Origin of the sequence: Pantoea agglomerans, assembly GCF_020149765.1 — a bacterium.
GTDB classification, from domain to species: domain Bacteria; phylum Pseudomonadota; class Gammaproteobacteria; order Enterobacterales; family Enterobacteriaceae; genus Pantoea; species Pantoea alvi.
This window is the reverse complement of sequence record NZ_CP083809.1, coordinates 3,278,919-3,301,749: the sequence shown is the minus strand read 5'-3', so window position 1 is coordinate 3,301,749 and position 22,831 is coordinate 3,278,919. Positions and strand designations below refer to the sequence as shown.

The 22,831-nt window shown below is 61.7% G+C and carries 17 protein-coding genes and 1 pseudogene; 10 read left to right on the top strand and 8 right to left on the bottom strand.

Annotation, left to right across the window (positions count from 1 at the left end; translation table 11 throughout):
- Positions 1-193: 193 nt before the first annotated feature.
- Both sfsA and thpR read right to left on the bottom strand, forming a co-directional pair.
- Positions 194-898 carry a DNA/RNA nuclease SfsA gene (gene sfsA / locus LB453_RS18530; RefSeq protein ID WP_103793982.1) on the bottom strand — a complete coding sequence of 235 codons (705 nt, stop codon included), beginning with the start codon at positions 896-898 and terminating at the stop codon, positions 194-196.
- 12 nt (positions 899-910) lie between these two features.
- Entirely contained in the window at positions 911-1,435 is a 525-nt protein-coding gene (thpR, locus tag LB453_RS18525) for an RNA 2',3'-cyclic phosphodiesterase (RefSeq protein ID WP_103793983.1), read from the bottom strand.
- Positions 1,436-1,471: 36 nt separating this feature from the next.
- Between thpR and hrpB the strand changes: the two genes are divergently transcribed.
- The 6 genes and pseudogenes from hrpB to fhuB all read left to right on the top strand — a co-directional run bounded on the left by hrpB (position 1,472) and on the right by fhuB (position 12,727).
- Positions 1,472-3,955: an ATP-dependent helicase HrpB gene (gene hrpB / locus LB453_RS18520; RefSeq protein ID WP_103793984.1), complete on the top strand. Its 2,484-nt coding sequence runs from the start codon at positions 1,472-1,474 to the stop codon at positions 3,953-3,955.
- 97 nt (positions 3,956-4,052) lie between these two features.
- Positions 4,053-6,628 (top strand): annotated as a pseudogene (mrcB, locus tag LB453_RS18515) (bifunctional glycosyl transferase/transpeptidase).
- Positions 6,629-6,821: 193 nt separating this feature from the next.
- Positions 6,822-9,029: a ferrichrome porin FhuA gene (gene fhuA / locus LB453_RS18510; protein WP_103793986.1), complete on the top strand. Its 2,208-nt coding sequence runs from the start codon at positions 6,822-6,824 to the stop codon at positions 9,027-9,029.
- Positions 9,030-9,064: 35 nt separating this feature from the next.
- Positions 9,065-9,862 (top strand): Fe3+-hydroxamate ABC transporter ATP-binding protein FhuC, encoded by a 798-nt coding sequence (gene fhuC / locus LB453_RS18505; RefSeq protein ID WP_199187275.1) that lies wholly within the window; start codon positions 9,065-9,067, stop codon positions 9,860-9,862.
- A gap of 10 nt (positions 9,863-9,872) precedes the next feature.
- Positions 9,873-10,748, top strand: a complete 876-nt coding sequence (gene fhuD / locus LB453_RS18500) for a Fe(3+)-hydroxamate ABC transporter substrate-binding protein FhuD (protein WP_103793987.1) — start codon at positions 9,873-9,875, stop codon at positions 10,746-10,748.
- The gene (gene fhuB, locus LB453_RS18495) at positions 10,748-12,727 is read left to right on the top strand and encodes a Fe(3+)-hydroxamate ABC transporter permease FhuB (protein WP_103793988.1); all 1,980 of its coding nucleotides are present in this window, start codon (positions 10,748-10,750) and stop codon (positions 12,725-12,727) included. Before fhuD ends, fhuB begins: the two co-directional genes overlap by 1 nt.
- 246 nt (positions 12,728-12,973) lie before the next feature.
- Here the strand turns inward: fhuB and hemL are convergent, their stop codons facing one another.
- The gene (gene hemL / locus LB453_RS18490; RefSeq protein WP_103793989.1) at positions 12,974-14,254 is read right to left on the bottom strand and encodes a glutamate-1-semialdehyde 2,1-aminomutase; all 1,281 of its coding nucleotides are present in this window, start codon (positions 14,252-14,254) and stop codon (positions 12,974-12,976) included.
- Positions 14,255-14,465: 211 nt separating this feature from the next.
- Here hemL and erpA point away from each other — a divergent pair, with 211 nt between their 5' ends.
- Entirely contained in the window at positions 14,466-14,813 is a 348-nt protein-coding gene (erpA, locus tag LB453_RS18485) for an iron-sulfur cluster insertion protein ErpA (RefSeq protein ID WP_033749565.1), read from the top strand.
- A gap of 32 nt (positions 14,814-14,845) precedes the next feature.
- On the opposite strand, the gene LB453_RS18480 is transcribed toward erpA, so the two are convergent.
- The 3 genes from LB453_RS18480 to mtnN all read right to left on the bottom strand — a co-directional run bounded on the left by LB453_RS18480 (position 14,846) and on the right by mtnN (position 16,706).
- Positions 14,846-15,097, bottom strand: coding sequence for a hypothetical protein (locus LB453_RS18480; RefSeq protein WP_103793990.1), 252 nt, complete (start codon positions 15,095-15,097; stop codon positions 14,846-14,848).
- Between the two features lie 123 nt (positions 15,098-15,220).
- Complete coding sequence (btuF, locus tag LB453_RS18475; protein ID WP_103793991.1) at positions 15,221-16,015, bottom strand: vitamin B12 ABC transporter substrate-binding protein BtuF; 795 nt, start codon at positions 16,013-16,015, stop codon at positions 15,221-15,223.
- Positions 16,008-16,706 carry a 5'-methylthioadenosine/S-adenosylhomocysteine nucleosidase gene (gene mtnN / locus LB453_RS18470; RefSeq protein WP_103793992.1) on the bottom strand — a complete coding sequence of 233 codons (699 nt, stop codon included), beginning with the start codon at positions 16,704-16,706 and terminating at the stop codon, positions 16,008-16,010. Before mtnN ends, btuF begins: the two co-directional genes overlap by 8 nt.
- A 99-nt stretch (positions 16,707-16,805) precedes the next feature.
- Here mtnN and dgt point away from each other — a divergent pair, with 99 nt between their 5' ends.
- The 3 genes from dgt to LB453_RS18455 all read left to right on the top strand — a co-directional run bounded on the left by dgt (position 16,806) and on the right by LB453_RS18455 (position 21,183).
- Entirely contained in the window at positions 16,806-18,296 is a 1,491-nt protein-coding gene (gene dgt / locus LB453_RS18465) for a dGTPase (protein WP_103793993.1), read from the top strand.
- A gap of 135 nt (positions 18,297-18,431) precedes the next feature.
- Entirely contained in the window at positions 18,432-19,853 is a 1,422-nt protein-coding gene (gene degP / locus LB453_RS18460) for a serine endoprotease DegP (protein WP_103793994.1), read from the top strand.
- Between the two features lie 172 nt (positions 19,854-20,025).
- The gene (locus tag LB453_RS18455) at positions 20,026-21,183 is read left to right on the top strand and encodes a CdaR family transcriptional regulator (RefSeq protein WP_103793995.1); all 1,158 of its coding nucleotides are present in this window, start codon (positions 20,026-20,028) and stop codon (positions 21,181-21,183) included.
- 137 nt (positions 21,184-21,320) lie between these two features.
- Here LB453_RS18455 and LB453_RS18450 read toward each other — a convergent pair whose 3' ends face one another.
- Positions 21,321-21,713: a DUF3461 family protein gene (locus tag LB453_RS18450; protein WP_103793996.1), complete on the bottom strand. Its 393-nt coding sequence runs from the start codon at positions 21,711-21,713 to the stop codon at positions 21,321-21,323.
- Between the two features lie 224 nt (positions 21,714-21,937).
- Positions 21,938-22,762: a 2,3,4,5-tetrahydropyridine-2,6-dicarboxylate N-succinyltransferase gene (gene dapD / locus LB453_RS18445; RefSeq protein WP_103793997.1), complete on the bottom strand. Its 825-nt coding sequence runs from the start codon at positions 22,760-22,762 to the stop codon at positions 21,938-21,940.
- Positions 22,763-22,831 lie beyond the last annotated feature (69 nt).

Genomic DNA, 22,831 nt, shown 5'->3' with positions numbered 1-22,831 from the left:
TTGCCTGGCGGGTGTCGCCGCGTTGCCGCAAATGGGTACATCGATCCCCCTACGGGGAAAAACAGGCCGCTATAAATAACAGAAGCAGTCAAGGTTGGCAATTATTGATGAACGCACCTTGACAAGCCTGTGAGGAACAGCGTATTTGGCGCCTCGCGTTAACCCTTCATACCACAATAATTTGCAAAAGATATTACAAGGTTACGGAAACCGGTTTTTTCAGAAACAGGCCTGCCGGTGATAAATCCGCGCGATATGCCAAAATCTCTACGCCATCCTGCTGCGCCTGGACCAGTTGGTCTGCGTAACGTGCATCGATGTGACGCGCGGGGGAGACGTCCTCAATCCCCGAGTGCAGAACCGCAAACAACAAAACAGCCCGATGGCCGGCAGCCGCGACGGCGCTTAGCTCGCGCAGATGCTTCTGGCCTCGAACCGTCACCGCATCCGGAAAATAGCCTTTTCCTTGATGTAAAAGGGTCACGGACTTGACTTCAATATAGCAGTTGCGCCTGCCGCCTGCCTGAAGCAGAAAGTCGATTCGGCTCTTTTCCGCGCCGTACTTTACTTCAGCCTGGCAGCGTTCGTATCCCGCTAATTCCGGTAGCGCTGCGGCGAGCAGCGCCTCTTTTACCAGCTGGTTGGCGCGCAGCGTATTAACGCAGATCCAGTGGCCCTGCTGCGTTTCGGTCAGCTCCCAGCTGTGCGGGTATTTGCGCGTCAGGCTGTCGGAGGTGGAGTACCACACTCTGTCTCCCGGCGTGGCACAGCCGGTCATGGCGCCGGTGTTGGCGCAGTGAATCGTCAGGGTTTCCCCTTCCGGCGTCACCACGTCGGCGAGAAAACGCTTATAGCGGGTAATCAGTCGGGCGGGCTTTAACGGCGGTGAAAACAGCATAGCGCTCCAGAATCAGCTCAGCGGCCAGCTCGCCAGCGCCTGATAGCGCGTGCGGCCCCGCGCGTAGTGCGAGGAAAACAGCGAAAAATGGTCGACGCGAAAGCGCCAGTGAAAGTCGCGCGGCGGCAGCGCGATGCGCGGGGCGGCGTCGCGCAGCAGCGTAACGTGCGGATGAAACGGCTGCGCGCTCTGGGCGCAGCCGTGGCGCGCGACCTGGGCGCGCAGCAGAGCGGCGAGCTGCAGCAGGCCGCGCGGCGGCCGCTGGCAGCCGATCCATACCACGCCCGGACGCGGCCAGTGGCCGGCGTCGTCGAGGTCGAGATCGAAGCCGGGCTGCTGAATGCGCGCCGCCAGCTGTTGCAGCTTCAGCGCGGTCTCGTTTTTGACCTCGCCGAGAAAGGCGAGCGTCAGGTGCAGATTGGCCGCCGCGATGGGGCGGCCGGCGTCGTCGGCAAAGCGATCGGCGCGCCAGCGCACCAGCTGCTGCTGCAGCGCATCAGGCAGCCCGATGCCGAAAAACAGGCGTTGCGTCTCCATGGCGGTCTCCGGCAATCCTCGCGGATGAGTGCTACAATGCGCGCCATCTTAACACAGGCTGAACGGGAGTTTGCCGTGAGTGATTTACCGGTCAGCGCCGTGCTGCCCGACCTGCTTCAGGCGCTCGACGTCGCGCCGCAAATTCTGCTGGCGGCCCCGACCGGCGCGGGCAAATCAACCTGGCTGCCGCTGCAGCTGCTGCAGAAGGCGAACCTGACGGGGCGCATTATTATGCTGGAGCCGCGGCGGCTGGCGGCGCGCAACGTGGCGCAGCGGCTGGCGGAGCAGCTCGGCGAACAACCCGGCGCCACCGTTGGCTACCGTATGCGCGGCGAGAACTGCGTCGGGCCAGCTACCCGGCTGGAGGTGGTGACGGAGGGCATTTTGACGCGCATGCTGCAGCACGACCCCGAGCTGAGCGGCGTGTCGCTGGTGATCCTCGATGAATTCCACGAGCGCAGCCTGCAGGCCGATCTGGCGCTGGCGCTGCTGCTCGACGTCCAGCAAGGGCTGCGCGACGATCTGAAAATTCTGCTGATGTCGGCGACGCTGGACAACGCGCGCCTCTCGGCGCTGCTGCCCGACGCGCCGCTAATCGTCTCCGAAGGACGCAGCTATCCCGTGACGCGCCGCTTCGCCTCGCTTAGCACCACGCTGCGCTTTGAAGAGGCGGTGGCGCGCGAAACGGCGCAGCTGCTGCGCGAAGAGAGCGGCTCGCTGCTGCTGTTTCTGCCCGGCGTGGCGGAGATTGAGCGGGTGAAACGCGAGCTGGAGTCGCGCGTGGCGGAGGATGTCGATCTGACGCCGCTCTATGGCGCCCTGCCGCTGGCGACGCAGCGCCGCGCCATTCTGCCCGCGCCGCCCGGCCGCCGCAAAGTGGTGCTTGCCACCAATATCGCCGAAACCAGCCTGACCATTGAAGGCATTCGCCTGGTGGTGGACAGCGCGCTGGAGCGCGCCGCGCAGTTCGACGCGCGCAGCGGCGTCACCCGGCTGCTGACCCAGCGCATCAGCCAGGCGTCGATGACGCAGCGTGCCGGCCGCGCCGGTCGTCTGATGCCCGGCATCTGCCTGCATCTGATCCCCGAAGAGCAGGCGGCGCGCGCTGCCGCCCAGAGCGAGGCGGAAATCATGCACAGCGATCTCGCCGCGCTCTGGATCGAGCTGCTGCAGTGGGGCTGCCAGCAGCCGGAGCAGCTTACCTGGCTCGATGCGCCGCCAGAAAAACACCTGCGCGCGGCGCGCGAGCTGCTGACCCGACTCGGCGCGCTGGACGAAAGCGGCAAGCTGAGCGCGACGGGACGACGCATGGCGCAGCTCGGCGGCGATCCGCGCCTCAGCGCCGTGCTCTGCGCCGCCGGACAGGCGCCCGACGCCGCTGCCAGCGCCGCGCTGCTGGTGGCGATTCTGGAGGATCCGCCGCGCAGCGGCTCGCCCGATCTGCGCGACGCGCTGCATCGCCCGCAGCCGCAGTGGCTGCGGCGCGCAAAGCAGTGGCAGACGCGGCTCGGCGTCAGCGGTGGGCGCGTCGATGAAGATCGCTTTCCCGCGCTGCTGGCGGCGGGCTTCGGCGATCGGCTGGCGCGGCGGCGCGACAGCGGCGGCCGCTACCAGCTCGCCAACGGCCTGGGGGCGATGCTTGACGCACAGGAGGGGCTGAACCGCTACGAATGGCTGATCGCGCCCGCCCTGCTGCAGGGCAGCGCGACGCCGGACGCGCGTATGCTGCTGGCGCTGCCGGTCGATATCGACGCGCTGCGCCAGGCGCGGCCGGCGCTGGTAGAGGTGCGCGCCGAAGTCGAGTGGGACGAAGAGAAGGGCACGCTGCGCGCGCTGCGTCGCGAGCAGATTGGCGCGCTGGTGCTGAAGGCGCAGCCGATGGCGCGTCCGGAACCTGAGGTGCTGCACGCGGCGATGCTGCGCTGGGTGGCGCAAAAGGGGCTGGGGGTGCTGGGCTGGAGCGAGGCGGCGCAGCAGCTGCGCGTGCGGCTGCAGTGCGCGGCGCAGTGGCTGCCGGAAGAGAACTGGCCCGCCGTGGACGACGAATCGCTGCTGGCGACGCTCGACCGCTGGCTGCTGCCGGAGATGGGCGCGGTGCGCGATCTCAAATCGCTACAGGCGGTCAACCTTGTCAGTGCGCTATTACATTTGCTGACATGGTCGCAACGCCAGCGGCTGGATAGTGCGCTGCCAACTCATTACACTGTGCCAACCGGAAGCCGACTGCCTGTTTGCTACCATATCGATAAGCCGCCCGTGCTGGCGGTGCGCATTCAGGAGATGTTCGGCGAGGCGAGCAATCCCGCCGTGGCGGAAGGGCGCGTGCCGCTGGTGCTGGAGCTGTTGTCGCCCGCGCAGCGTCCGCTGCAGATCACCCGCGACCTGGCCGCCTTCTGGCGCGGCGCTTATCCGGAAGTGCAGAAAGAGATGAAAGGGCGCTATCCCCGCCATCCCTGGCCCGACGATCCGGCCAGCGCGCTGCCGACAAGACGCACGAAAAAATATTCCCCGCAAGGTTGAGCCGGCTGGATCGATTTCAGAGGGTTGCACCATACGGAAAAGGTAAAAGTCGCTAGAGTAGCGGCGCTGCTAACGTAATACCTGGAGAATGAAACCAATGTCTGGGAACGATCGCGAACCCATTGGGCGTAAAGGAAAACAACCCAGGCCGCCGCGTAACGCTACGCGCCGGGGTCGCCGCAGGGATGAAGAGGATTTTGATAATGATGATTTTGCCGATGAGGTTGAGGAGAAAACGCCTGTGCCGCGTAAAAGTAAAGGAAAGCGTCCGCCGCGCGGGAAGCGCCGCTGGTTAGGCTGGTTGATCAAGCTGTTCCTTGTGTTTGTGGTGATTATGGCCGCCTGGGGTATCTACCTCGACTCGGAGATCCGCGCACGCATCGACGGCAAAGTGTGGCAGCTGCCCGCGACCGTCTACGGCCGCATGGTCAGCCTCGAACCGGGCATGGCCTATAACAAGAAAGAGATGATTGCGCTGCTGGAAGGCACGCAGTATCGCGAGGTGTCGCGCATCACGCGTCCCGGCGAGTTCTCGGTGAAAGGCAACACCATCGATCTGCTGCGCCGTCCGTTCGATTTCCCGGACAGCAAAGAGGGCCAGGTGCATGCGCAGATGGTGTTTGACGGCGACGAACTGGGCGAGATTAAAAACCTCGACTCCGGCCGCGACTTCGGCTTTTTCCGTCTCGATCCGCGCCTGATCACCATGCTGCAGTCGCCCAACGGCGAGCAGCGCCTGTTCGTGCCGCGCGCCGGTTTCCCGGATCTGCTGGTCGACACGCTGATCGCTACCGAAGACCGCCATTTCTACGAGCATGACGGCATCAGCCCCTACTCGATCGGCCGCGCCTTCCTCGCCAATATCACGGCCGGGAAAGCGGTGCAGGGCGGCAGTACGCTGACGCAGCAGCTGGTAAAAAACCTGTTCCTGACCAACGAGCGCTCGCTGTGGCGTAAAGCGCGCGAAGCCTATATGGCGGTCATTATGGACGCGCGCTACAGCAAGGATCGCATCCTGGAGCTCTACCTGAACGAGGTCTATCTCGGCCAGGCGGGCAACGACCAGATCCGCGGCTTCCCGCTGGCGAGCCTCTACTACTTTGGCCGTCCGGTTGACGAGCTGAGCCTCGATCAGCAGGCGATGCTGGTGGGCATGGTGAAAGGCGCTTCGCTCTACAACCCGTGGCGCAATCCGAAGCTGGCGCTGGAGCGACGCAATCTGGTGCTGCGCCTGCTGCAGCAGCAGAAGGTGATCGACCAGGAGCTTTACGACATGCTCTCGGCGCGTCCGCTCGGCGTACAGCCGAAAGGCGGCGTGATCACGCCGCAGCCCGCCTTTATGCAGATGGTGCGTAACGAGCTGCAGGCGAAGCTGGGCGACAAGGTAAAAGATCTCTCCGGCGTGAAGATCTTCACCACGCTCGATCCGGTCTCGCAGGACGCGGCGGAAAAAGCGGTGCTCGACGGCATTCCGGCGCTGAAAAAACAGCGCGGCCTGAAAGATCTGGAAACCGCGATGGTGGTGGTTGACCGCTTCAGCGGCGAAGTGCGCGCCATGGTCGGCGGCGCCGATCCGCAGTTCGCGGGCTACAACCGCGCGCTGCAGGCGCGACGCTCAATCGGCTCGCTGGCGAAACCGGCGACCTATCTGACCGCGCTCAGCCAGCCGAACACCTATCGTCTCAACAGCTGGATCGCCGATGAGCCGATCGCGCTGAAACAGCCGAACGGCACCGTCTGGAAACCGATGAACGACGATCGTCGCTTCAGCGGCAAAGTGATGCTGGTGGATGCGCTGACCAACTCCATGAACGTGCCGACGGTCAACCTTGGCATGACGCTGGGGCTCGACGCGGTGGTGGATACCTGGACCAAACTGGGCGTGCCGAAAGATCAGCTCAACCCGGTGCCGTCGATGCTGCTCGGCGCGCTTAACCTGACGCCGATCGAAGTGGCGCAGGCGTTCCAGTCGATCGCCAGCGGCGGCAACCGCGCGCCGCTCTCAGCGGTGCGCTCGGTGATTGCGGAAGATGGCACCGTGCTTTATCAGAGCTACCCGCAGGCGCAGCGCGTCGAGCCGGCGCAGGCCGCCTATCTGACGCTCTACACCATGCAGCAGGTGGCCGATCACGGTACGGCACGCGCGCTGGGCGCACGCTATCCGAAAGCGCATCTGGCGGGCAAAACCGGCACCACCAACGACCTGATCGACAGCTGGTTCGCCGGCGTTGACGGCAAAGAGGTCGCTATTACCTGGGTGGGCCGCGACAATAACCAGCCCAGCAAGCTGTACGGTGCCAGCGGTGCGATGCAGATCTACCGCCGCTATCTGGATAACCAGGCACCGATGCCGCTGGTGCTGACGCCGCCGGAAGATGTCTCAATGATGAACGTCGATTCCGCCGGCAATTTCGTCTGCGGCAACGGCAGCAGCACCTGGCGCTCGCTGCCGGTGTGGGCGCTCGATCCCGACGCGCTCTGCCAGCAGCAACAGCAGCTGTTCCAGCGCAGCAACAGCAGCAGCTGCAGGAGCAGCAGAACCAGCAGCAGCTGCAGGAGCAGCAGAACCAGCAGCAAAATCAGCAGCAGATGCAGCAGCAACAGCAGCCGCAGCAGCAGAAAGAGAGCGACGGCGTTGCCGGCTGGATTAAAGATATGTTCGGCGGCAACTAACTCGGCGATTAAAAAGGGCGCTACGGCGCCCTTTTTTTGTGCCTGATCAATACTGCGCGAAGGGCCGCCAGACGGCGCTGCGCGCGGGATTATCCCTTGCAGAAAGTAAAGCGTTTCGCCTAGAATCCACTCGGCATAATAATCATTCTCGTTTTCATTCGCCTGCCCATACTTTTATTCAAGAGACACTACTATGAATGCGCGAACGACGTTTTCCTGTTATCTGCGCGGCCCATTTTTGCGCCGTCCTCTGGCTTTAAGCATTGCCGTTATTTTTGGCTCAGTAAGCGCCTCTGCGCTGGCTGAAGAGACGCTGGTAGTATCGGCAGACGCCGCGTCCGGCGCGGCGCAGGAGAGCGCGTGGGGCCCCGCGCCGACCATCGCCGCGAAAAAGAGCGCCACCGGCACCAAAACCGATACGCCGATCGAGAAAAACCCGCAGTCGGTTTCGGTGGTGACGCGTGAAGAGATGGAAACGCGGCAGATAACCACGGTAAAAGAGGCATTCAACTACACGCCAGGCGTGCTGACCGGCAACCGCGGCAGCTCGCAGGTGATCGACGCGCTGTCGATTCGCGGCTTCAGCGAAACCAATACCAACCAGTATCTTGACGGCCTGAAGCTGCAGGGCGACAACTACTCCGAATTCGCTATCGATCCTTACTTCCTTGAGCGCGCCGAGCTGCTGCGCGGCCCGGTTTCGGTGCTCTACGGCAAAAGCAATCCCGGCGGGGTAGTGGCGCTGGTAAGCAAGCGCCCGACCCAGGAAACCCTGCGCGAAGTGCAGTTTCAGATGGGCAGCGACAACCTCTTTTCCACCGGATTCGATTTTGGCGGCGCGCTGGATGACGACGGCGTCTACAGCTATCGTCTGACCGGCCTGGCGCGCAGCGCTGACGCGCAGCAGGATAAAAACAAAGAGAAGCGCTACACCATCGCGCCGTCGTTCAGCTGGCGTCCGGACGCAAATACCCGCTTCGACCTGCTGACCTATTTCCAGAACGAGCCGGAAACCGGCTACTACGGCTGGCTGCCGCGTCAGGGCACGGTGGTGCCGATTACGCGCGCGGACGGCAGCGAGTACAAGCTGCCGACCAGCTTTGACGAAGGCGAAGAGAGCAACAAAATCTCACGCAACACCAAAATGGTGGGCTACAGCTTCGAGCACAGCTTTAACGATACCTGGGCGGTGCGTCAGAACCTGCGCTACGCCGATCTGCGCACCGACTACCGCAGCATTTACGGCAACGGCTTCGACGCCGCCACGCAGTCGATTACGCGCGGTTCCGCAACGTCGCAGGAGAGGCTGAATCAGTTCGCCGTCGATACGCAGGCGCAGGCGAAATTCGCCACCGGCGAGGTGGATCATACGCTGCTGCTGGGAGTGGACTTCCAGCGCACCCGCAACGATATCGATGCGCAGTTTGGTACGGCCAGCAGCCTGAACGCTGTCGCTCCGCAGTATGGTGATGACAGTTTCACTCCTTTCGATCCCTACCAGCATCTCAATAAACAGCGCCAGACTGGACTCTATGCGCAGGATCAAATGGAATGGAACCGCTGGGTGCTGACACTGGGTGGTCGCTACGATTACGCCATGACATCGGTATATGATCGTTATAACGGCACGTTAAGTCGGCAGAACGATCAGGCCTTTACATGGCGCGGTGGACTGAACTACGTATTTGATAACGGCATTGCACCTTACTTCAGCTATAGCGAAGCCTTTATTCCTAACTCCGGTTCGACTTATGAAGGTCAGGCATTCGATCCTTCACGTGCTAAGCAGTATGAGGCGGGCGTGAAATATGTGCCGAAAGATCGTCCGATCACCCTGACCGCCGCGCTCTATCAGCTGACCAAAACCAAAAATCTGACCGCCGACCCAGATACGGTAAATCATCCATTCGCCAGCGTGCAGAGCGGCGAAATTCGCTCGCGCGGCGTGGAGCTGGAAGCCAAAGCGGCGGTGAACGCCAATATTAACCTGACGGCCGCCTACACCTACACCGACGCAGAATATACCCACGACACGCTGCTGAAAGGCCGCACGCCGGTGGAGGTGCCGAAGCATATGGCGTCGCTGTGGGCGGATTACACCTTCCACGAGACCGCGCTCTCTGGGGTCTCCGTCGGCGCAGGGGTGCGCTACGTTGGTGAAAGCAAAGGGCTTTACAGCACCGGCACGCAGAACAATCAGAACTTCGACGTCGCGGGTTACACCACGGTGGATGCGATGCTGAAATATGACCTTGGCCGATTCGGTTTGCCGGGCTCGTCGGTGGGCGTCAACGTGAAAAACCTGTTTGACCGTGACTATGTCGCCAGCTGTTACCGCGACTACGCCTGCTACTGGGGTGCAGAGCGTCAAATCGTTGGCACCGCCACTTTCCGTTTCTGATGCAACCGGGCGCCGCGGCGCCCGTTTAACCTGGGATGATCATGCAGCCTATGCACGACGCAGCCACTTTTACGCTGGATAATGTCAGCTTTCACGTGCCCGGCCGCACGCTGCTGCATCCACTCTCGCTGACCTTTCCCCCTGGCAAAGTGACCGCGCTTATTGGCCATAACGGCTCCGGAAAATCGACACTGCTCAAGATGCTGGGACGCCATCAGTACCCCAGCGAGGGGAAGGTGCTGCTTAATGCGACGCCGGTCGAGGCGTGGAGCAACAAAGCGTTCGCGCGCGAAGTTGCCTATCTGCCGCAGCAGCTGCCCGCCGCCGAAGGTATGACGGTGCGCGAGCTGGTGGCGATAGGCCGCTATCCGTGGCACGGCGCGCTGGGCCGCTTTGGTCAGGAGGATCGCGTGCGGGTTGAAGAGGCGATCGCGCAGGTCGGGCTGAAGCCGCTGGCTGGCCGCCTGGTGGACAGCCTCTCCGGCGGGGAGCGCCAGCGCGCCTGGCTGGCGATGCTGGTGGCGCAAAACAGCCGCTGCCTGCTGCTTGACGAGCCGACTTCGGCGCTGGATATCGCCCATCAGGTCGAGGTGCTGGCGCTGATCCAGCGCCTCAGCCGCGAGCGCGGACTGACGGTGATCGCCGTGCTGCACGATATCAATATGGCGGCGCGCTACTGCGACCATCTGGTGGCGCTGCGCGGCGGCAAGACCATTGCCGAAGGCGCGCCGGACGCCATTATGCAGGCCGAGGTGCTGGGGGCGATTTACGGTATTCCTATGGGCATCCTGCCGCATCCGCAGGGCGGCGCGCCGGTCAGCTTTGTCTACTGAGGGCCTGAGCATGGAGATCTCTCGTCGTCGCCTGCTGGCGGCGCTGGCGCTGACGCCGTGGCTACGCGCGCTGCCGCTGCACGCCGCCGCGCCATCGCCGCAGCGCATTATCGCCCTGGAGTGGCTGCCGACCGAGCTGCTGCTGGCGCTCGGCGTTGCGCCGCTGGCGGTCGCCGATACGCGCAACTACAACATCTGGGTCGGCGAGCCGCCGCTGCCGCCGCACACCGTGGATGTCGGGCTGCGCACCGAACCTAACCTGGAGCTGATGACCCAGCTGCAGCCCTCGCTGATCCTCTGTTCCAACGGCTACGGCCCGTCGCCGGAAAAACTTCAGCGCATCGCGCCGATTATGGGCTTCGACCTCAACCGCGGCGACGGCAAACCGCTCTCCGCGGCGCGCGATTCGCTGCGCATGCTGGCAAAGCGCATCGGCCGCGAAGCCGAAGCGGAAGCGCACCTGCAGATGCTGGATCGCGAGCTGGCCGCCGCGCGCCAGCGGCTTGCGCCCTGGGCCGCGCGTCCAGTGCTGCTGATGTCGCTGATGGATAGCCGACATGCGCTGGCGTTCGGCAAGAACAGCCTGTTTCTGGAAGTGATGGAGCGGCTGGGGTTAACCAACGCCTGGCAGGGAGAAACCAACTTCTGGGGCAGCGCGGTGATCGGCATTGAGCGGCTGGCGCATCTGCGCGACGTCGAGGCGATCTGCTTCGATCACGCTAACGACGCCGATATGGCGCAGCTCGCGCGCAGCCCGCTGTGGCAGGCGCTGCCCTTTGTTCGTGCCGGACGCTTTCAGCGCGTGCCGGCGGTGTGGTACTACGGCGCGACCCTGTCGGCGCTGCACTTTGTTCGCGTGCTGGAACGCGCGCTGGAGACGCGCTGATGCGCCATCGTTATTTTCCTGCCGCGCTGCTGAGCCTGCTGTTCCTGCTGGCGCTGCTGCTGAGCGTCATCAATCTGCGCGCGGCGCTGCCGTCGTCGCAGTGGACACAGGCGCTGCTGTCGCCGGATCGTAATAATATCGATCAGATGCTGTTTCACTACAGTCTGCTGCCGCGCCTCGGGCTGGCGCTGCTGGTTGGCGCCGGGCTCGGGCTGGCGGGCCTGCTGTTTCAACAGACGCTGCGCAATCCGCTGGCGGAGCCGACCACGCTGGGCGTCTCTTCCGGCGCGCAGCTCGGCATTACCGTCGCCACGCTGTGGCAGCTGCCGGGCGGCGCGGCCACCACGCAGCTGGCCGCGCTGATCGGCGCGCTGGCGGTTGGCGCGGTGGTGTTCGGCGTCGCCTGGGGCAAACGGCTGTCGCCGGTTACGCTGATCCTTTCCGGGCTGGTGCTGAGCCTCTACAGCGGGGCGGTGAACCAGATCTTCGCGATTTTCAATCACGACCAGCTGCAGACGATGTTCCTCTGGAGCACCGGCTCGCTCAACCAGATGGGCTGGGAGAACGTCAGCCTGCTGTGGCCGCGCCTGCTGCTCGCCTTCGCGCTGGCGCTGGCGCTGCTGCGTCCGCTGACGCTGATGGGACTGGACGACGGCGTGGCGAAAAACCTCGGTCTGGCGCTGGCGCTGGGCCGCGTCGGCACGCTGGCGCTGGCGATCCTGCTCAGCGCGCAGCTGGTGAGCGTGGCGGGCATTATCGGCTTTATCGGCCTGTTTGCGCCGCTGCTGGCGAAGCTGCTGGGGGCGCGTCGGCTGCTGAGCCGCATGCTGCTGGCGCCGCTGATCGGCGCGCTGCTGCTGTGGCTGGCGGATGCCTGCGTGCTGTGGCTTACCGCGCACTGGCGCGAAGTCTCAACCGGCACCCTGACGGCGCTGACGGGGGTGCCGCTGCTGCTCTGGCTGCTGCCGCGGCTGCGCACCGGCTCGACGCCGCCCGCGCTCGATATGGGCGATAAGGTGCCGGCTGAACGCCACGCGGTGTGGCGCTGGTCCCTCGCGGGGCTGGCGCTGCTCGGCGTGCTGGCCTGGATGGCGCTCGCCTTCGGCCGCGACGCGCACGGCTGGCTGTGGTCGAGCGGCGAACTGTTTCATCAGCTCTTGCCGTGGCGCGCGCCGCGGCTGGTGGCGGCGCTGGCGGTGGGGCTGATGCTTGGCGTGGCGGGCTGTTTGATCCAGCGCCTGACCGGTAATCCGATGGCCAGCCCGGAAGTGCTGGGCATCAGTTCCGGCGCGGCGTTCGGCGTGGTGGTGATGCTGTTTTTCGTGCCGGGCGACGCGCTGGCGTTTCTGCTGCCGGCGGGGGCGCTGGGCGCGGCGGGAACGCTGCTGATTATTATGCTGGTGGCGGGACGCGGCGGCTTTTCGCCGGAGCGTATGCTGCTGGCGGGCATGGCGCTTAACAGCGCGTTCGTTACGCTGCTGATGCTGCTGCTGGCAAGCGGCGATCCGCGTATGGGCGGCTTGCTGAGCTGGATTTCCGGCTCGACCTATAACATCAGCAGCAGGGCAGCGATGCAGAGCGCCGCGCTGGCGCTGGTTTTGACGGCGCTGGCGCCGCTCGCCAGCCGCTGGCTGACGCTGCTGCCGCTCGGATCCGCCACGGCGCGCTCGGCGGGCATGGCGCTTAACGCGTCGCGACTGGCGCTGATGCTGCTGGCGGCCGCGCTGACTGCCGCCGCGACGCTCACTATCGGGCCGCTGAGCTTTGTCGGTTTGATGGCGCCGCATATTGCGCGCATGCTCGGTTTCCGCCGCGCGCTGCCGCAGATGGCGATGGCGGGGCTGTTTGGGGCAGGGCTGATGCTGCTGGCCGACTGGTGCGGACGCATGCTGGCGTTTCCAGATCAGCTGCCGGCGGGGCTGATGGCAACCTTTATCGGCGCGCCCTATTTTATCTGGCTGTTACGGCGCTCGCGGTAAAAAAAAGACCGGCAAGTTGCCGGTCTGATGTTGTTGGCTGCGTGCTCACGCGCAAGACAGGTTCCGATCGCAACGTCGCGCAAGACCTCCCTGAACGCGCGTCCCGCACACGGGTGTCGTTGTCGGGCTAGCGCGCTGGGTTGTTCAAAACGCTCCCGGCGTTTTGTCTCTGGCGCGGAACGCCTGGCTCTTCAGCCCCTATCATCCGCTGTTTGACTGAGCCAGCCATCAGCGTCAATCCCACGCTTACAGCTTCGCAAAACAGCGGCGAGCGGCGTCGATGGTGCGCTCGATCTCCTCGTGGCCGTGCGCCAGCGACATAAAGCCCGCCTCAAAGGCGGAAGGCGCAAGGTAAACGCCCTCTTCCAGCATCAGGTGGAAGAAACGCTTGAAGCGCTCAACGTCGCATTGGGTTACGTCGGCGTAGCAGGTGACGCTGTCGGCGTCGGTAAAGAAAATACCGAACATGCCGCCAACGTGATTCACCACCAGCGGGATATTTTCCGCCTTCGCCGCCGCCAGCAGACCCTGCGCCAGCTGCGTCGTGCGCTCGGTCAGCGTCTGATGCGTGCCCGGCTGGGCAATCTGCGTCAAACAGGCGAAGCCGGCCGCCATCGCAATGGGGTTGCCGGAAAGGGTGCCCGCCTGATAAACCGGCCCGGTTGGTGCCAGCGCGTCCATCACTTCGCGGCGTCCGCCGAAGGCGCCTACCGGCATGCCGCCGCCGATAATCTTGCCGAGGCAGGTCAGATCTGGCCGCACGTTGTAATACTCCTGCGCGCCGCCCAGCGCCACGCGGAAGCCGGTCATCACCTCATCGATAATCAGCAGCGCGCCGAACTCATCACAGAGTGCGCGCAGGCCCGGCAGGAAGTCCGGCAGCGGAGGAATGCAGTTCATATTGCCCGCGACCGGCTCGACGATAATACAGGCGATTTCCTCCGGGTACTGCTCGAACGCAGCGCGCACGGAGTCGAGATCGTTATAGGTGCAGGTCAGGGTGTGGCGGGCGAAATCGGCCGGCACGCCAGGGGAGTTGGGCTGACCCAGCGTCAGCGCGCCGGAGCCCGCTTTTACCAGCAGGCAGTCAGCATGGCCGTGATAGCAGCCTTCGAACTTCACAATCTTGTCGCGGCCGGTAAAGCCGCGCGCCAGACGAATGGCGCTCATGGTCGCTTCGGTGCCGGAGTTCACCATACGCACCATATCCATGCTCGGCACCAGCTCACACACCAGCTGCGCCATCTTCACTTCCATCTCGGTAGGCGCGCCGAAGCTCAGGCCGTGCGTAGCCGCTTCGATCACCGCGTTGCGGATCGCGGCGTTGTTGTGGCCCAGCACCATCGGCCCCCATGAGCCGACATAGTCGATATAGGCTTTGCCGTCGGCATCATACAGGCAGGCGCCGTCGGCGCGCTCGATGAACAGCGGCGTGCCGCCTACGCCGTTAAACGCACGCACCGGCGAGTTAACGCCGCCGGGGATCAGGCGTTGCGCTTCGGCAAACAGGTTTTCGGACTTACTCATTTATTCGGCTCCAGCGGTTCATAAAAATTCTCGCGCCATTCTACGGGAAGATAACGGCCGGGCGAAAGGCCGGAAAGGGCGCGCTATACTTACCTTAGCTGAAGGCCGGCGGCACAGAGTGCGAAGGGCAAAACTTGATTGCGCTATCGCGCTGGCGGATAATAGCGCAATTGAGGTCGTTTTATGGCCTGGACCTTTACCGGAGTATAAGATGAGTGATGATGTTGCAGCACTGCCGTTACAGTTTACCGATGCGGCGGCCAGCAAGGTAAAGAACCTGATTGCCGACGAAGAGAACCCCGATCTGAAACTGCGCGTCTATATCACCGGCGGCGGTTGCAGCGGCTTTCAGTATGGCTTCACCTTTGACGATAAAATGAACGACGGCGACATGACCATTGAGAAGCAGGGCGTGGCGCTGGTGGTGGATCCGATGAGCCTGCAGTATCTGGTCGGCGGCTCGGTGGACTACACCGAAGGCCTGGAAGGGTCGCGTTTTATCGTTACTAACCCGAACGCTAAAACCACCTGCGGCTGCGGCTCCTCTTTCAGTATCTGATGCAAAAAGGCCGTCTTGCGACGGCCTTTTTATTACCATTCAACGGTTACCAGCTTCGCCGTTTCCTTACGAATTCCATCCTTCTTTAGCACGCTTTCCGTTACGCGCGGCTGCGCGTTGAGGCGGCGACCGCAATCGATCTGCGGCATTGCTCGCTGCGGCTGGCTGTTAACTTCACAGCGCGAATAGATAATCAACTGGACGCCTATCGTTCCCGTGGTTGACGCAGCCGCGAAGGGCGCGACGGTTGCGAGCGCGAAGGCCAGCAGCAAGGCTCTGGTCATACAGGATTCCTGGTGTGCAAAATGCGCGGTGCGCATAAAAGGACGCTGAGCTTACGTGGCGTCGGCGTCTCGTTAATTGATTAACGGCAAAGTTAGCGGGATCTTTAACCGATTTATGCTGATTTACTGTGCCGGATGCAGGGCGGCGCAGAGCTGCTTTGCCGCCAGCAGCATACGTGGGCCAGGACGGCTAATCCAGTCATCGTTAATGGCGATAACCGGCACGGCTAGCTGAGGCTGCCAGAATGTTGCCACGCTTTGCGCCTGCGCGGCGTAGCCGGCGACCACAATCGCCTGCGGATGACGCATCAGCACCTGCTCCCGGCTGACCTGCGGCCAGCTGACGCGGCTGTCGGCAAAAATATTCTTTCCGGCGCACAGCGTGATGATGTCGTTCTGCAGGGTATCGCGCGCGGCGGTAAACAGCGGCTGCTGGCCGAACTGCAGAAAAAGCGGCACGGCGGGCAGGGCGGCGTAGCGCGCGCGCAGGGCGTTTTCCTGCTGTTTCAGCTGCTGCGCGACATCCAGCGCCTGCTGCGGATGGGGGCTCCAGCGCTGTAGCGACGCGACGGCGTCCGCCATCTCTTTCAGCGAGCCGGGATCGAGCCACTCGACCTTAACGCCGAGCCGCTGCAGCTGATCGATCTGGCGCTGCGGATTGCCGCCGCGCCAGGCCAGCACCACATCCGGCTTTAGCGCCAGAATGCGCTCGACCTTAACGCCTTGCCAGTTGGCGACCTGCTCCAGCGCCTTCGCGGCGGGCGGATAGTCGGACCAGGCGCTGACCGCGACCGGCGTGATGCCCGCGGCGAACGCCATTTCGGTGAGATGTGGGGCGAGAGAGATAACGCGCGGGGCGGCGGCGAGCAGGCTGCTGCAAAACAGCAGCAGCCCGATCGGCCAGAGCGATTTAGCCACGCGCCAGACGCGCCAGCAGCTTCTCCACCATCAGCGACGACTGCTGCGCCGCAACGCTGAGAAACTCTTCAAAGCTCAGATGCGACGCTTTGTCGGCCACGTCGGAGATGGCGCGCACCACCACGAAAGGCACCTTAAACTGGTGGCAGACATGGCCGATTGCGGTCGCTTCCATCTCTACGGCGATCGCCTGCGGGAAGGTGGTGCGAATACGCGCCAGCGGCTCGGCGCCGTTGATAAAGGCGTCGCCGCTGACCACCAGGCCGCGCACCGCGTTCAGATTCAGCTCGCTGATGCAGGCTTCCGCAGCGGCGATCAGCTGCGCATCAGCGGTAAAGGCCGCCGGGCAGCCCGCCATCTGGCCCGGCTCGTAGCCAAAGGCGGTGACGTCGGCGTCGTGGTAGCGCACTTCGTCTGAGACCACGATATCGCCAACCGAGAGCGTCGGCGCCAGGCCGCCGGCCGATCCGGTATTGATCACCAGGTCCGGCTTGCACAGCTCAAGCAGCAGCGTAGTGCCGAGCGCCGCTGAGGTTTTACCGATACCCGATTTCAGCAAAGCGACCTCAACGCCATTCAGCGTGCCGGTGTAAATTTCGCATCCGGCCAGCGTCAGGGTCTGGCGGTTCTCGATTTTGTCACGCAGCAGGGTCACTTCCTGCTCCATCGCGCCAATAATGCCTGCTTTCATAAAAGAGTCTCGCTAATGTGGTGGAAGTGGTCGTAAAAAGTGAGGCATAGTCTAGCATGGCTGGCAGGGGATTGATTCACGAAGGTATAAGGGGAAATGATGGCGACGGTTAATTTCAGGAAGAAGATCAGTTTTACCCGCCCTTATAACACGCGCAAAGAGCCGGAAGGGGAATACTTTATTACCCGCCACTTTGAGAGCGATCGCGGCCGCATTATCAACTCGGCGGCAATTCGCCGACTGCAACAAAAAACCCAGGTCTTTCCACTGGAGCGTAACGCCGCGGTACGTTCGCGCCTGACCCATTCGCTGGAGGTGCAGCAGACGGGGCGCTATATCGCCAAAGAGATCCTGCAAACCCTGAAAAATCAGGGCGGTCTGGCGCAGTATGGGCTGGACGGGATGGAGGGCGCGTTCGAAAGTCTGGTGGAGATGGCCTGTTTGCTGCACGACGTCGGCAATCCGCCGTTCGGCCATTTCGGCGAGGCCGCCATCAACGACTGGTTTGAAGAGCACCTTCCGCTGGAGCTGGTGGATCCGCTGGTGGCCGGGGTTGAAGGCGAGCAGCAGCGCGCTGACTTTAGCCAGCTAAACGCCATGATCCGCCAGGATCTGTGCCACTTCGAAGGCAACGCGCAGGCGATCCGTATGGTGCATACCCTGCTGCAGCTCAATCTCAGCTATTCACAGGTCGCCTGCATCCTGAAATATACCGCCCCCGCCTGGTGGCAGGGTGAGAAGCCGGAACAGTTTAGCGCCCTGATGAAAAAGCCCGGCTTTTATCTCTCCGAGCGCGACTATATCGCCGAGCTGCGCGCCGCGACCCATATGGAAGAGCATCATCGCTTTCCGCTGACCTATATTATGGAGGCGGCGGATGATATCTCTTACTGCATCGCCGATCTTGATGACGCCGTTGAAAAAGATATATTTAACATTGATGCGCTTTATGACTATTTATGTAAAAACTGGGGGCCGATTAAAAATAATGACGCCTTTAGTCGAACGGTCGGCGATGCCTGGCGCGAAGCCTGTAACAAAAAGCGTCGCAGCAGAAGCGATCAGTTCTTTATGTCATTGCGGGTTAACGTTCAGAACGTGCTGGTCAGCCATGCGGTGAGACGTTTCGTCGATAATCTGCCGGCTATTTTCAACGGCGATTTTAATCATGCGCTATTAGAGGATGACGGCGAAGAGGGGCGGCTATTGCAGATGTTTAAAACGGTGGCGCGTCGCCACGTATTTAACCATGCCGAAGTCGAACAGCTGGAATTACAGGGTTATCGCGTTATTAAGGGATTGTTAGAAATATATCAACCTTTAATGACGCTGACGTATGAAGCCTTTACCACGCTGATTAATGACGATTTTTTGCGCCAGCACCCCATTGAAACGCGCCTGTTCCATAAACTTTCCGGCAAACACCGCAAAGCCTATCAGCAAAAAATGCGCACGCTAGTGGTTGAGCATAAATATCAGCGCCTGCTGTGGGAGCGTTATTATCGCTTTCGCCTGATTCAGGATTATATTAGCGGCATGACCGATCTCTATGCATGGGATGAGTATCGCCGACTAATGGCGGTGGAATAACTGGACTTTTGTAAAGGTCGTGCATAAATTTTTACCTTTCCCGCAAACTTTTGCTGGAACTTCGCGTTAAAAGATAAATCTCATAACTGACCACAGCAAGGGTCTGACGTTTATTACTGGATGAGACTAATACGAATGAAAAAAAACACCTTAACGTTGAGCGCGCTGGCGCTCAGTCTTGGCCTGGCGTTAAGCCCTGCCGCCGTTTTCGCCGCCGAATCGGCTTCTTCTACCAGTCAGCAGCTGCCGAGCCTGGCGCCGATGCTGGAAAAAGTGATGCCATCGGTAGTCAGTATTAGCGTTGAAGGCAGCACCACGGTTAAAACCCCGCGCCTGCCGCAGCAGTTCCAGCAGTTCTTCGGCGATAATTCGCCGTTCTGCCAGGATGGGTCACCTTTCCAGAGCTCGCCGATGTGTCAGCAGGGCGGCGCTGGCCCTGATACCCAGCAGGAAAAATTCCGCGCGCTTGGCTCCGGCGTGGTGATTAACGCCGAGAAAGGCTATGTGGTGACCAACAACCACGTGGTCGATAACGCCACCAAAATTCAGGTGCAGCTCAGCGACGGCCGTCGCTATGACGGTAAAGTGATTGGTAAAGATCCCCGTTCCGATATCGCGCTGGTGCAGCTGATCGACGCGAAAAACCTGACGGCGATTAAAATTGCCGACTCCGATAACCTGCGCGTCGGCGACTACACCGTCGCTATCGGCAACCCGTACGGTCTCGGCGAGACCGTCACGTCAGGCATCGTCTCCGCGCTGGGGCGCAGCGGGCTTAACGTGGAAAACTACGAAAACTTTATACAGACCGATGCGGCGATTAACCGCGGCAACTCCGGCGGCGCGCTGGTCAATCTCAACGGTGAGCTGATCGGTATTAACACCGCGATCCTCGCGCCGGACGGCGGCAATATCGGTATCGGCTTCGCTATTCCAAGCAATATGGTGAAAAACCTCACCGGGCAGATGGTGGAGTTCGGTCAGGTGAAACGTGGCGAGCTGGGCATCCTGGGCGCCGAGCTGAACTCCGAGCTGGCGAAAGCGATGAAGGTCGACGCGCAGCGCGGCGCCTTCGTCAGCCAGGTGCTGCCGAATTCCGCTGCGGCGAAAGCGGGCGTGAAAGCGGGCGACGTCGTGGTGTCGATGAACGGCAAGCCGCTGAGCAGTTTTGCCGCCCTGCGCGCCGAAGTAGGCTCGCTGCCGATTGGCACCAAACTGCAGCTTGGCCTGCTGCGCGACGGCAAGCCCCTGAGCGTCACCGTCGAGCTGCAGCAGAGCACGCAGGATAAAGTGCAGTCGGCCACCATCTACACCGGCATCGAGGGCGCCGATCTGAGCAACGACAGCGGCAGCGATAAAGGGGTGCGCGTCGATAACGTGAAGGCCAACAGCGCCGCAGCGCGTATTGGCCTGAAAAAAGGCGACATAATCCTTGGCGTCAACCAGCAGCGCGTCACCAACCTGGGCGAGCTGCGCAAAATTCTCGATACCAAACCTTCAGTGCTGGCGCTTAACGTCAAGCGCGGCGACACCAGCCTCTATCTGCTGATGCAGTAAAGCGGGTTATGCTGTCAGGCGGACTTCGGTCCGCCTTTTTTATGGGCGCGGTTCAGAGTGTGACCGGAGCCGCAAAATCTGCAAATCCCTGCCTGGCTCTGTGCATCTGCACAATGCCGACCTCTTCCGCCATGCGTATGCTGGACTATTCACTCCCTGTCAGGATTTAAGGATGGCAACCTATCATCTCGATGCGCGCCTGGCGCAGGATATCGTGGCGCGCACCATGAAGATTATTGACAGCAATGTCAACGTGATGGACGCGCGTGGCCGCATTATCGGCAGCGGCGATCGCGAGCGTATTGGCGAATTGCACGAAGGCGCGCTGCTGGTGCTGTCGCAGGGACGTATCGTGGACATTGATGAGGCGGTAGCGAAACATCTGCACGGCGTGCGGCCAGGTATTAACCTGCCGCTGCGCATTGACGGCGAGATCGTCGGGGTGATCGGCCTGACCGGCGATCCGGTGGCGCTGCGCCACTACGGCGAGCTGGTCTGCATGGCGGCAGAAATGATGCTGGAGCAGGCGAGGCTGCTCAATATGCTGGCGCAGGACAGTCGACTGCGCGAAGAGCTGGTGCTAAACCTTATCCGCAGCGAGAGTCTGACGCCGCAGCTGACAGAGTGGGCGCAGCGTCTCGGCATCGATCTCAATCAGCCGCGCGTGGTGGCGGTGGTGGAGGTCGACAGCGGACAGCTCGGCGTCGACAGCGCCATGTCGGAGCTTCAGCAGCTGCAAACGCTGCTGACGACCCCGGAGCGCGATAACCTGATCGCCATTGTTTCCCTGACGGAGATGGTGGTGCTGAAACCGGCGCTGAATGCGCACGGGCGCTACGATCAGGAGGATCAGCGCAGGCGCGTCGAGCAGCTGCTGCAGCGTATGAAAGAGAGCGGCCAGATGCGGATGCGCATCGCACTCGGCAATCACTTCACCGGGCCGGGCAGCATTGCGCGCTCGTATCGCACCGCGCGCACCACCATGATAGTCGGCAAGCAGCGTATGCCGGAGCAGCGCAGCTATTTCTATCAGGATTTAGTGCTGCCGGTGCTGCTCGACAGCCTGCGCGGCGGCTGGCAGGCCAATGAGCTGGCGCGTCCGCTGGCGCGGCTGAAAAGCATGGATAATAACGGTCTGCTGCGGCGCACGCTGGTGGCCTGGTTTACCCATAACGTGCAGCCCAGCGCCACGGCGCGCGCGCTCTTTATTCACCGTAATACGCTGGAGTATCGGCTGAACCGCATTTCCGAGCTGACCGGGCTGAATCTCAGCCAGTTTGACGATCGTCTGCTGCTTTATGTGGCGCTGCAGCTGGATGAGCAGAGCTAAGGCAACAAAAAGGCCAGCGTTAGCTGGCCTTCTGTTAAGGAGTCTGAGCGCTGGCGCAGATAGTATGGCCCGATCGCAAAGTCGCCTGAGGCATCCATGCGCGCTCGGCCCGCGACCTCCCTGTAATATCAGGCGCGTTAGCGGTTGTTGCGCGTCAGCTTTTCCAGATCGCTCTCGATCTCGCTGATTTTGTTAGTGACCACGCTCTCCAGATGACGCAGATCCGCCAGGATTTTGCGCTTGAGATCGACTTCCACCTGATCGCGCTGGCAAATCTGATCCAGCTCGTCGATCACATAGCGCAGGTTGGGGCTGATTTCCTGCACCTCTTTGTAGCCCTGATTGATATTGTCGGCGACGACGGTTTTGCGCTGGCGCGGATATTTAAACTTCACGCTTTTAGCGAAGAACTCGCCTTTGTCTTTGCGGAAGTAAATTTTCAGAATGTCGTTGTTCGCTTCCTGACGCAGGCTGTAGCGATCGATGTCATCGGGATTGTTAATGCCTAAACTTTTAAGATTGTCATACATAGCGATTTTTCCACCAAAAAGAGAGAAGCGCGCATCTGTGTTCACGGCACAAAAATAACTGTAGACAAAAAAACGGATTGAACACTGCGCGACGGGAGATAACTGGCGCGGATTATGACCTGGGTGAAAAGTAAACGCACCTGTTAATTCGTCGCGCGAATCAGGTTGTAAGAGAGGGAAGTGTAAAGAAAAGATGACGGGCCGCAGCGGCCCGTCAGAGAAGCTTAGTCGATAGTGCGCAGCAGTTCGTTGATGCCCACTTTGGCGCGCGTCTTCGCGTCAACCTTCTTCACGATAACTGCGCAGTAGAGGCTGTAGCTGCCGTCTTTAGAGGGCAGGTTGCCGGAAACCACTACGGAGCCCGCCGGTACGCGACCGTAATGTACTTCGCCGGTTTCGCGATCGTAGATTTTGGTGCTCTGGCCGATGTAGACGCCCATGGAAATCACCGCGCCTTCTTCCACGATAACCCCTTCGACGATCTCCGAGCGCGCGCCGATAAAGCAGTTATCTTCGATAATGGTCGGGTTCGCCTGCAGCGGCTCCAGCACGCCGCCGATGCCGACGCCGCCAGAGAGGTGAACGTTTTTGCCGATCTGCGCGCAGGAGCCAACGGTCGCCCAGGTATCGACCATGCTGCCTTCATCAACGTAAGCGCCGATATTGACGTAGGAGGGCATCAGCACGGTATTGCGTGCGATATAGGCGCCCTGACGAACCGCCGCTGGCGGCACGACGCGGAAGCCTGCTTCTTTAAAGCGTGCATCGTCCCAGCCGGCGAACTTCATCGGCACCTTGTCGTAAAAACGGGTTTCTGCGCCTTCCATTACCTGGTTTTCGTTAATGCGGAACGACAGCAGAACCGCCATCTTCAGCCACTGATGCGTTACCCACTGACCGTCGATCTTTTCTGCTACGCGCAGCGCGCCGCTGTCCAGCTGAGCGATCACCTGGTTGATAGCTTCACGGGTCACCGGATCGACGCTCGCTGGGGTAATCTCGGCGCGACGTTCGAAGGCCGTTTCAATAACGCTCTGTAACTGTTGCATAATTTTTTCCTGATCTGTCTGGTGCATGCCGGGCCACGTCCCGGCACAAGAGTAAATAAGTAAATCGAT

Coding starts and splice junctions, on each gene's coding strand:
- sfsA (WP_103793982.1), bottom strand. CDS start 898: ATGCTGTTTTCACCGCCGTTAAAGCCCGCCCGACTGATTACCCGCTAT.
- thpR (WP_103793983.1), bottom strand. CDS start 1,435: ATGGAGACGCAACGCCTGTTTTTCGGCATCGGGCTGCCTGATGCGCTG.
- hrpB (WP_103793984.1), top strand. CDS start 1,472: ATGCGCGCCATCTTAACACAGGCTGAACGGGAGTTTGCCGTGAGTGAT.
- fhuA (WP_103793986.1), top strand. CDS start 6,822: ATGAATGCGCGAACGACGTTTTCCTGTTATCTGCGCGGCCCATTTTTG.
- fhuC (WP_199187275.1), top strand. CDS start 9,065: ATGATCATGCAGCCTATGCACGACGCAGCCACTTTTACGCTGGATAAT.
- fhuD (WP_103793987.1), top strand. CDS start 9,873: ATGGAGATCTCTCGTCGTCGCCTGCTGGCGGCGCTGGCGCTGACGCCG.
- fhuB (WP_103793988.1), top strand. CDS start 10,748: ATGCGCCATCGTTATTTTCCTGCCGCGCTGCTGAGCCTGCTGTTCCTG.
- hemL (WP_103793989.1), bottom strand. CDS start 14,254: ATGAGTAAGTCCGAAAACCTGTTTGCCGAAGCGCAACGCCTGATCCCC.
- erpA (WP_033749565.1), top strand. CDS start 14,466: ATGAGTGATGATGTTGCAGCACTGCCGTTACAGTTTACCGATGCGGCG.
- LB453_RS18480 (WP_103793990.1), bottom strand. CDS start 15,097: ATGACCAGAGCCTTGCTGCTGGCCTTCGCGCTCGCAACCGTCGCGCCC.
- mtnN (WP_103793992.1), bottom strand. CDS start 16,706: ATGAAAGCAGGCATTATTGGCGCGATGGAGCAGGAAGTGACCCTGCTG.
- dgt (WP_103793993.1), top strand. CDS start 16,806: ATGGCGACGGTTAATTTCAGGAAGAAGATCAGTTTTACCCGCCCTTAT.
- degP (WP_103793994.1), top strand. CDS start 18,432: ATGAAAAAAAACACCTTAACGTTGAGCGCGCTGGCGCTCAGTCTTGGC.
- LB453_RS18455 (WP_103793995.1), top strand. CDS start 20,026: ATGGCAACCTATCATCTCGATGCGCGCCTGGCGCAGGATATCGTGGCG.
- LB453_RS18450 (WP_103793996.1), bottom strand. CDS start 21,713: ATGTATGACAATCTTAAAAGTTTAGGCATTAACAATCCCGATGACATC.
- dapD (WP_103793997.1), bottom strand. CDS start 22,762: ATGCAACAGTTACAGAGCGTTATTGAAACGGCCTTCGAACGTCGCGCC.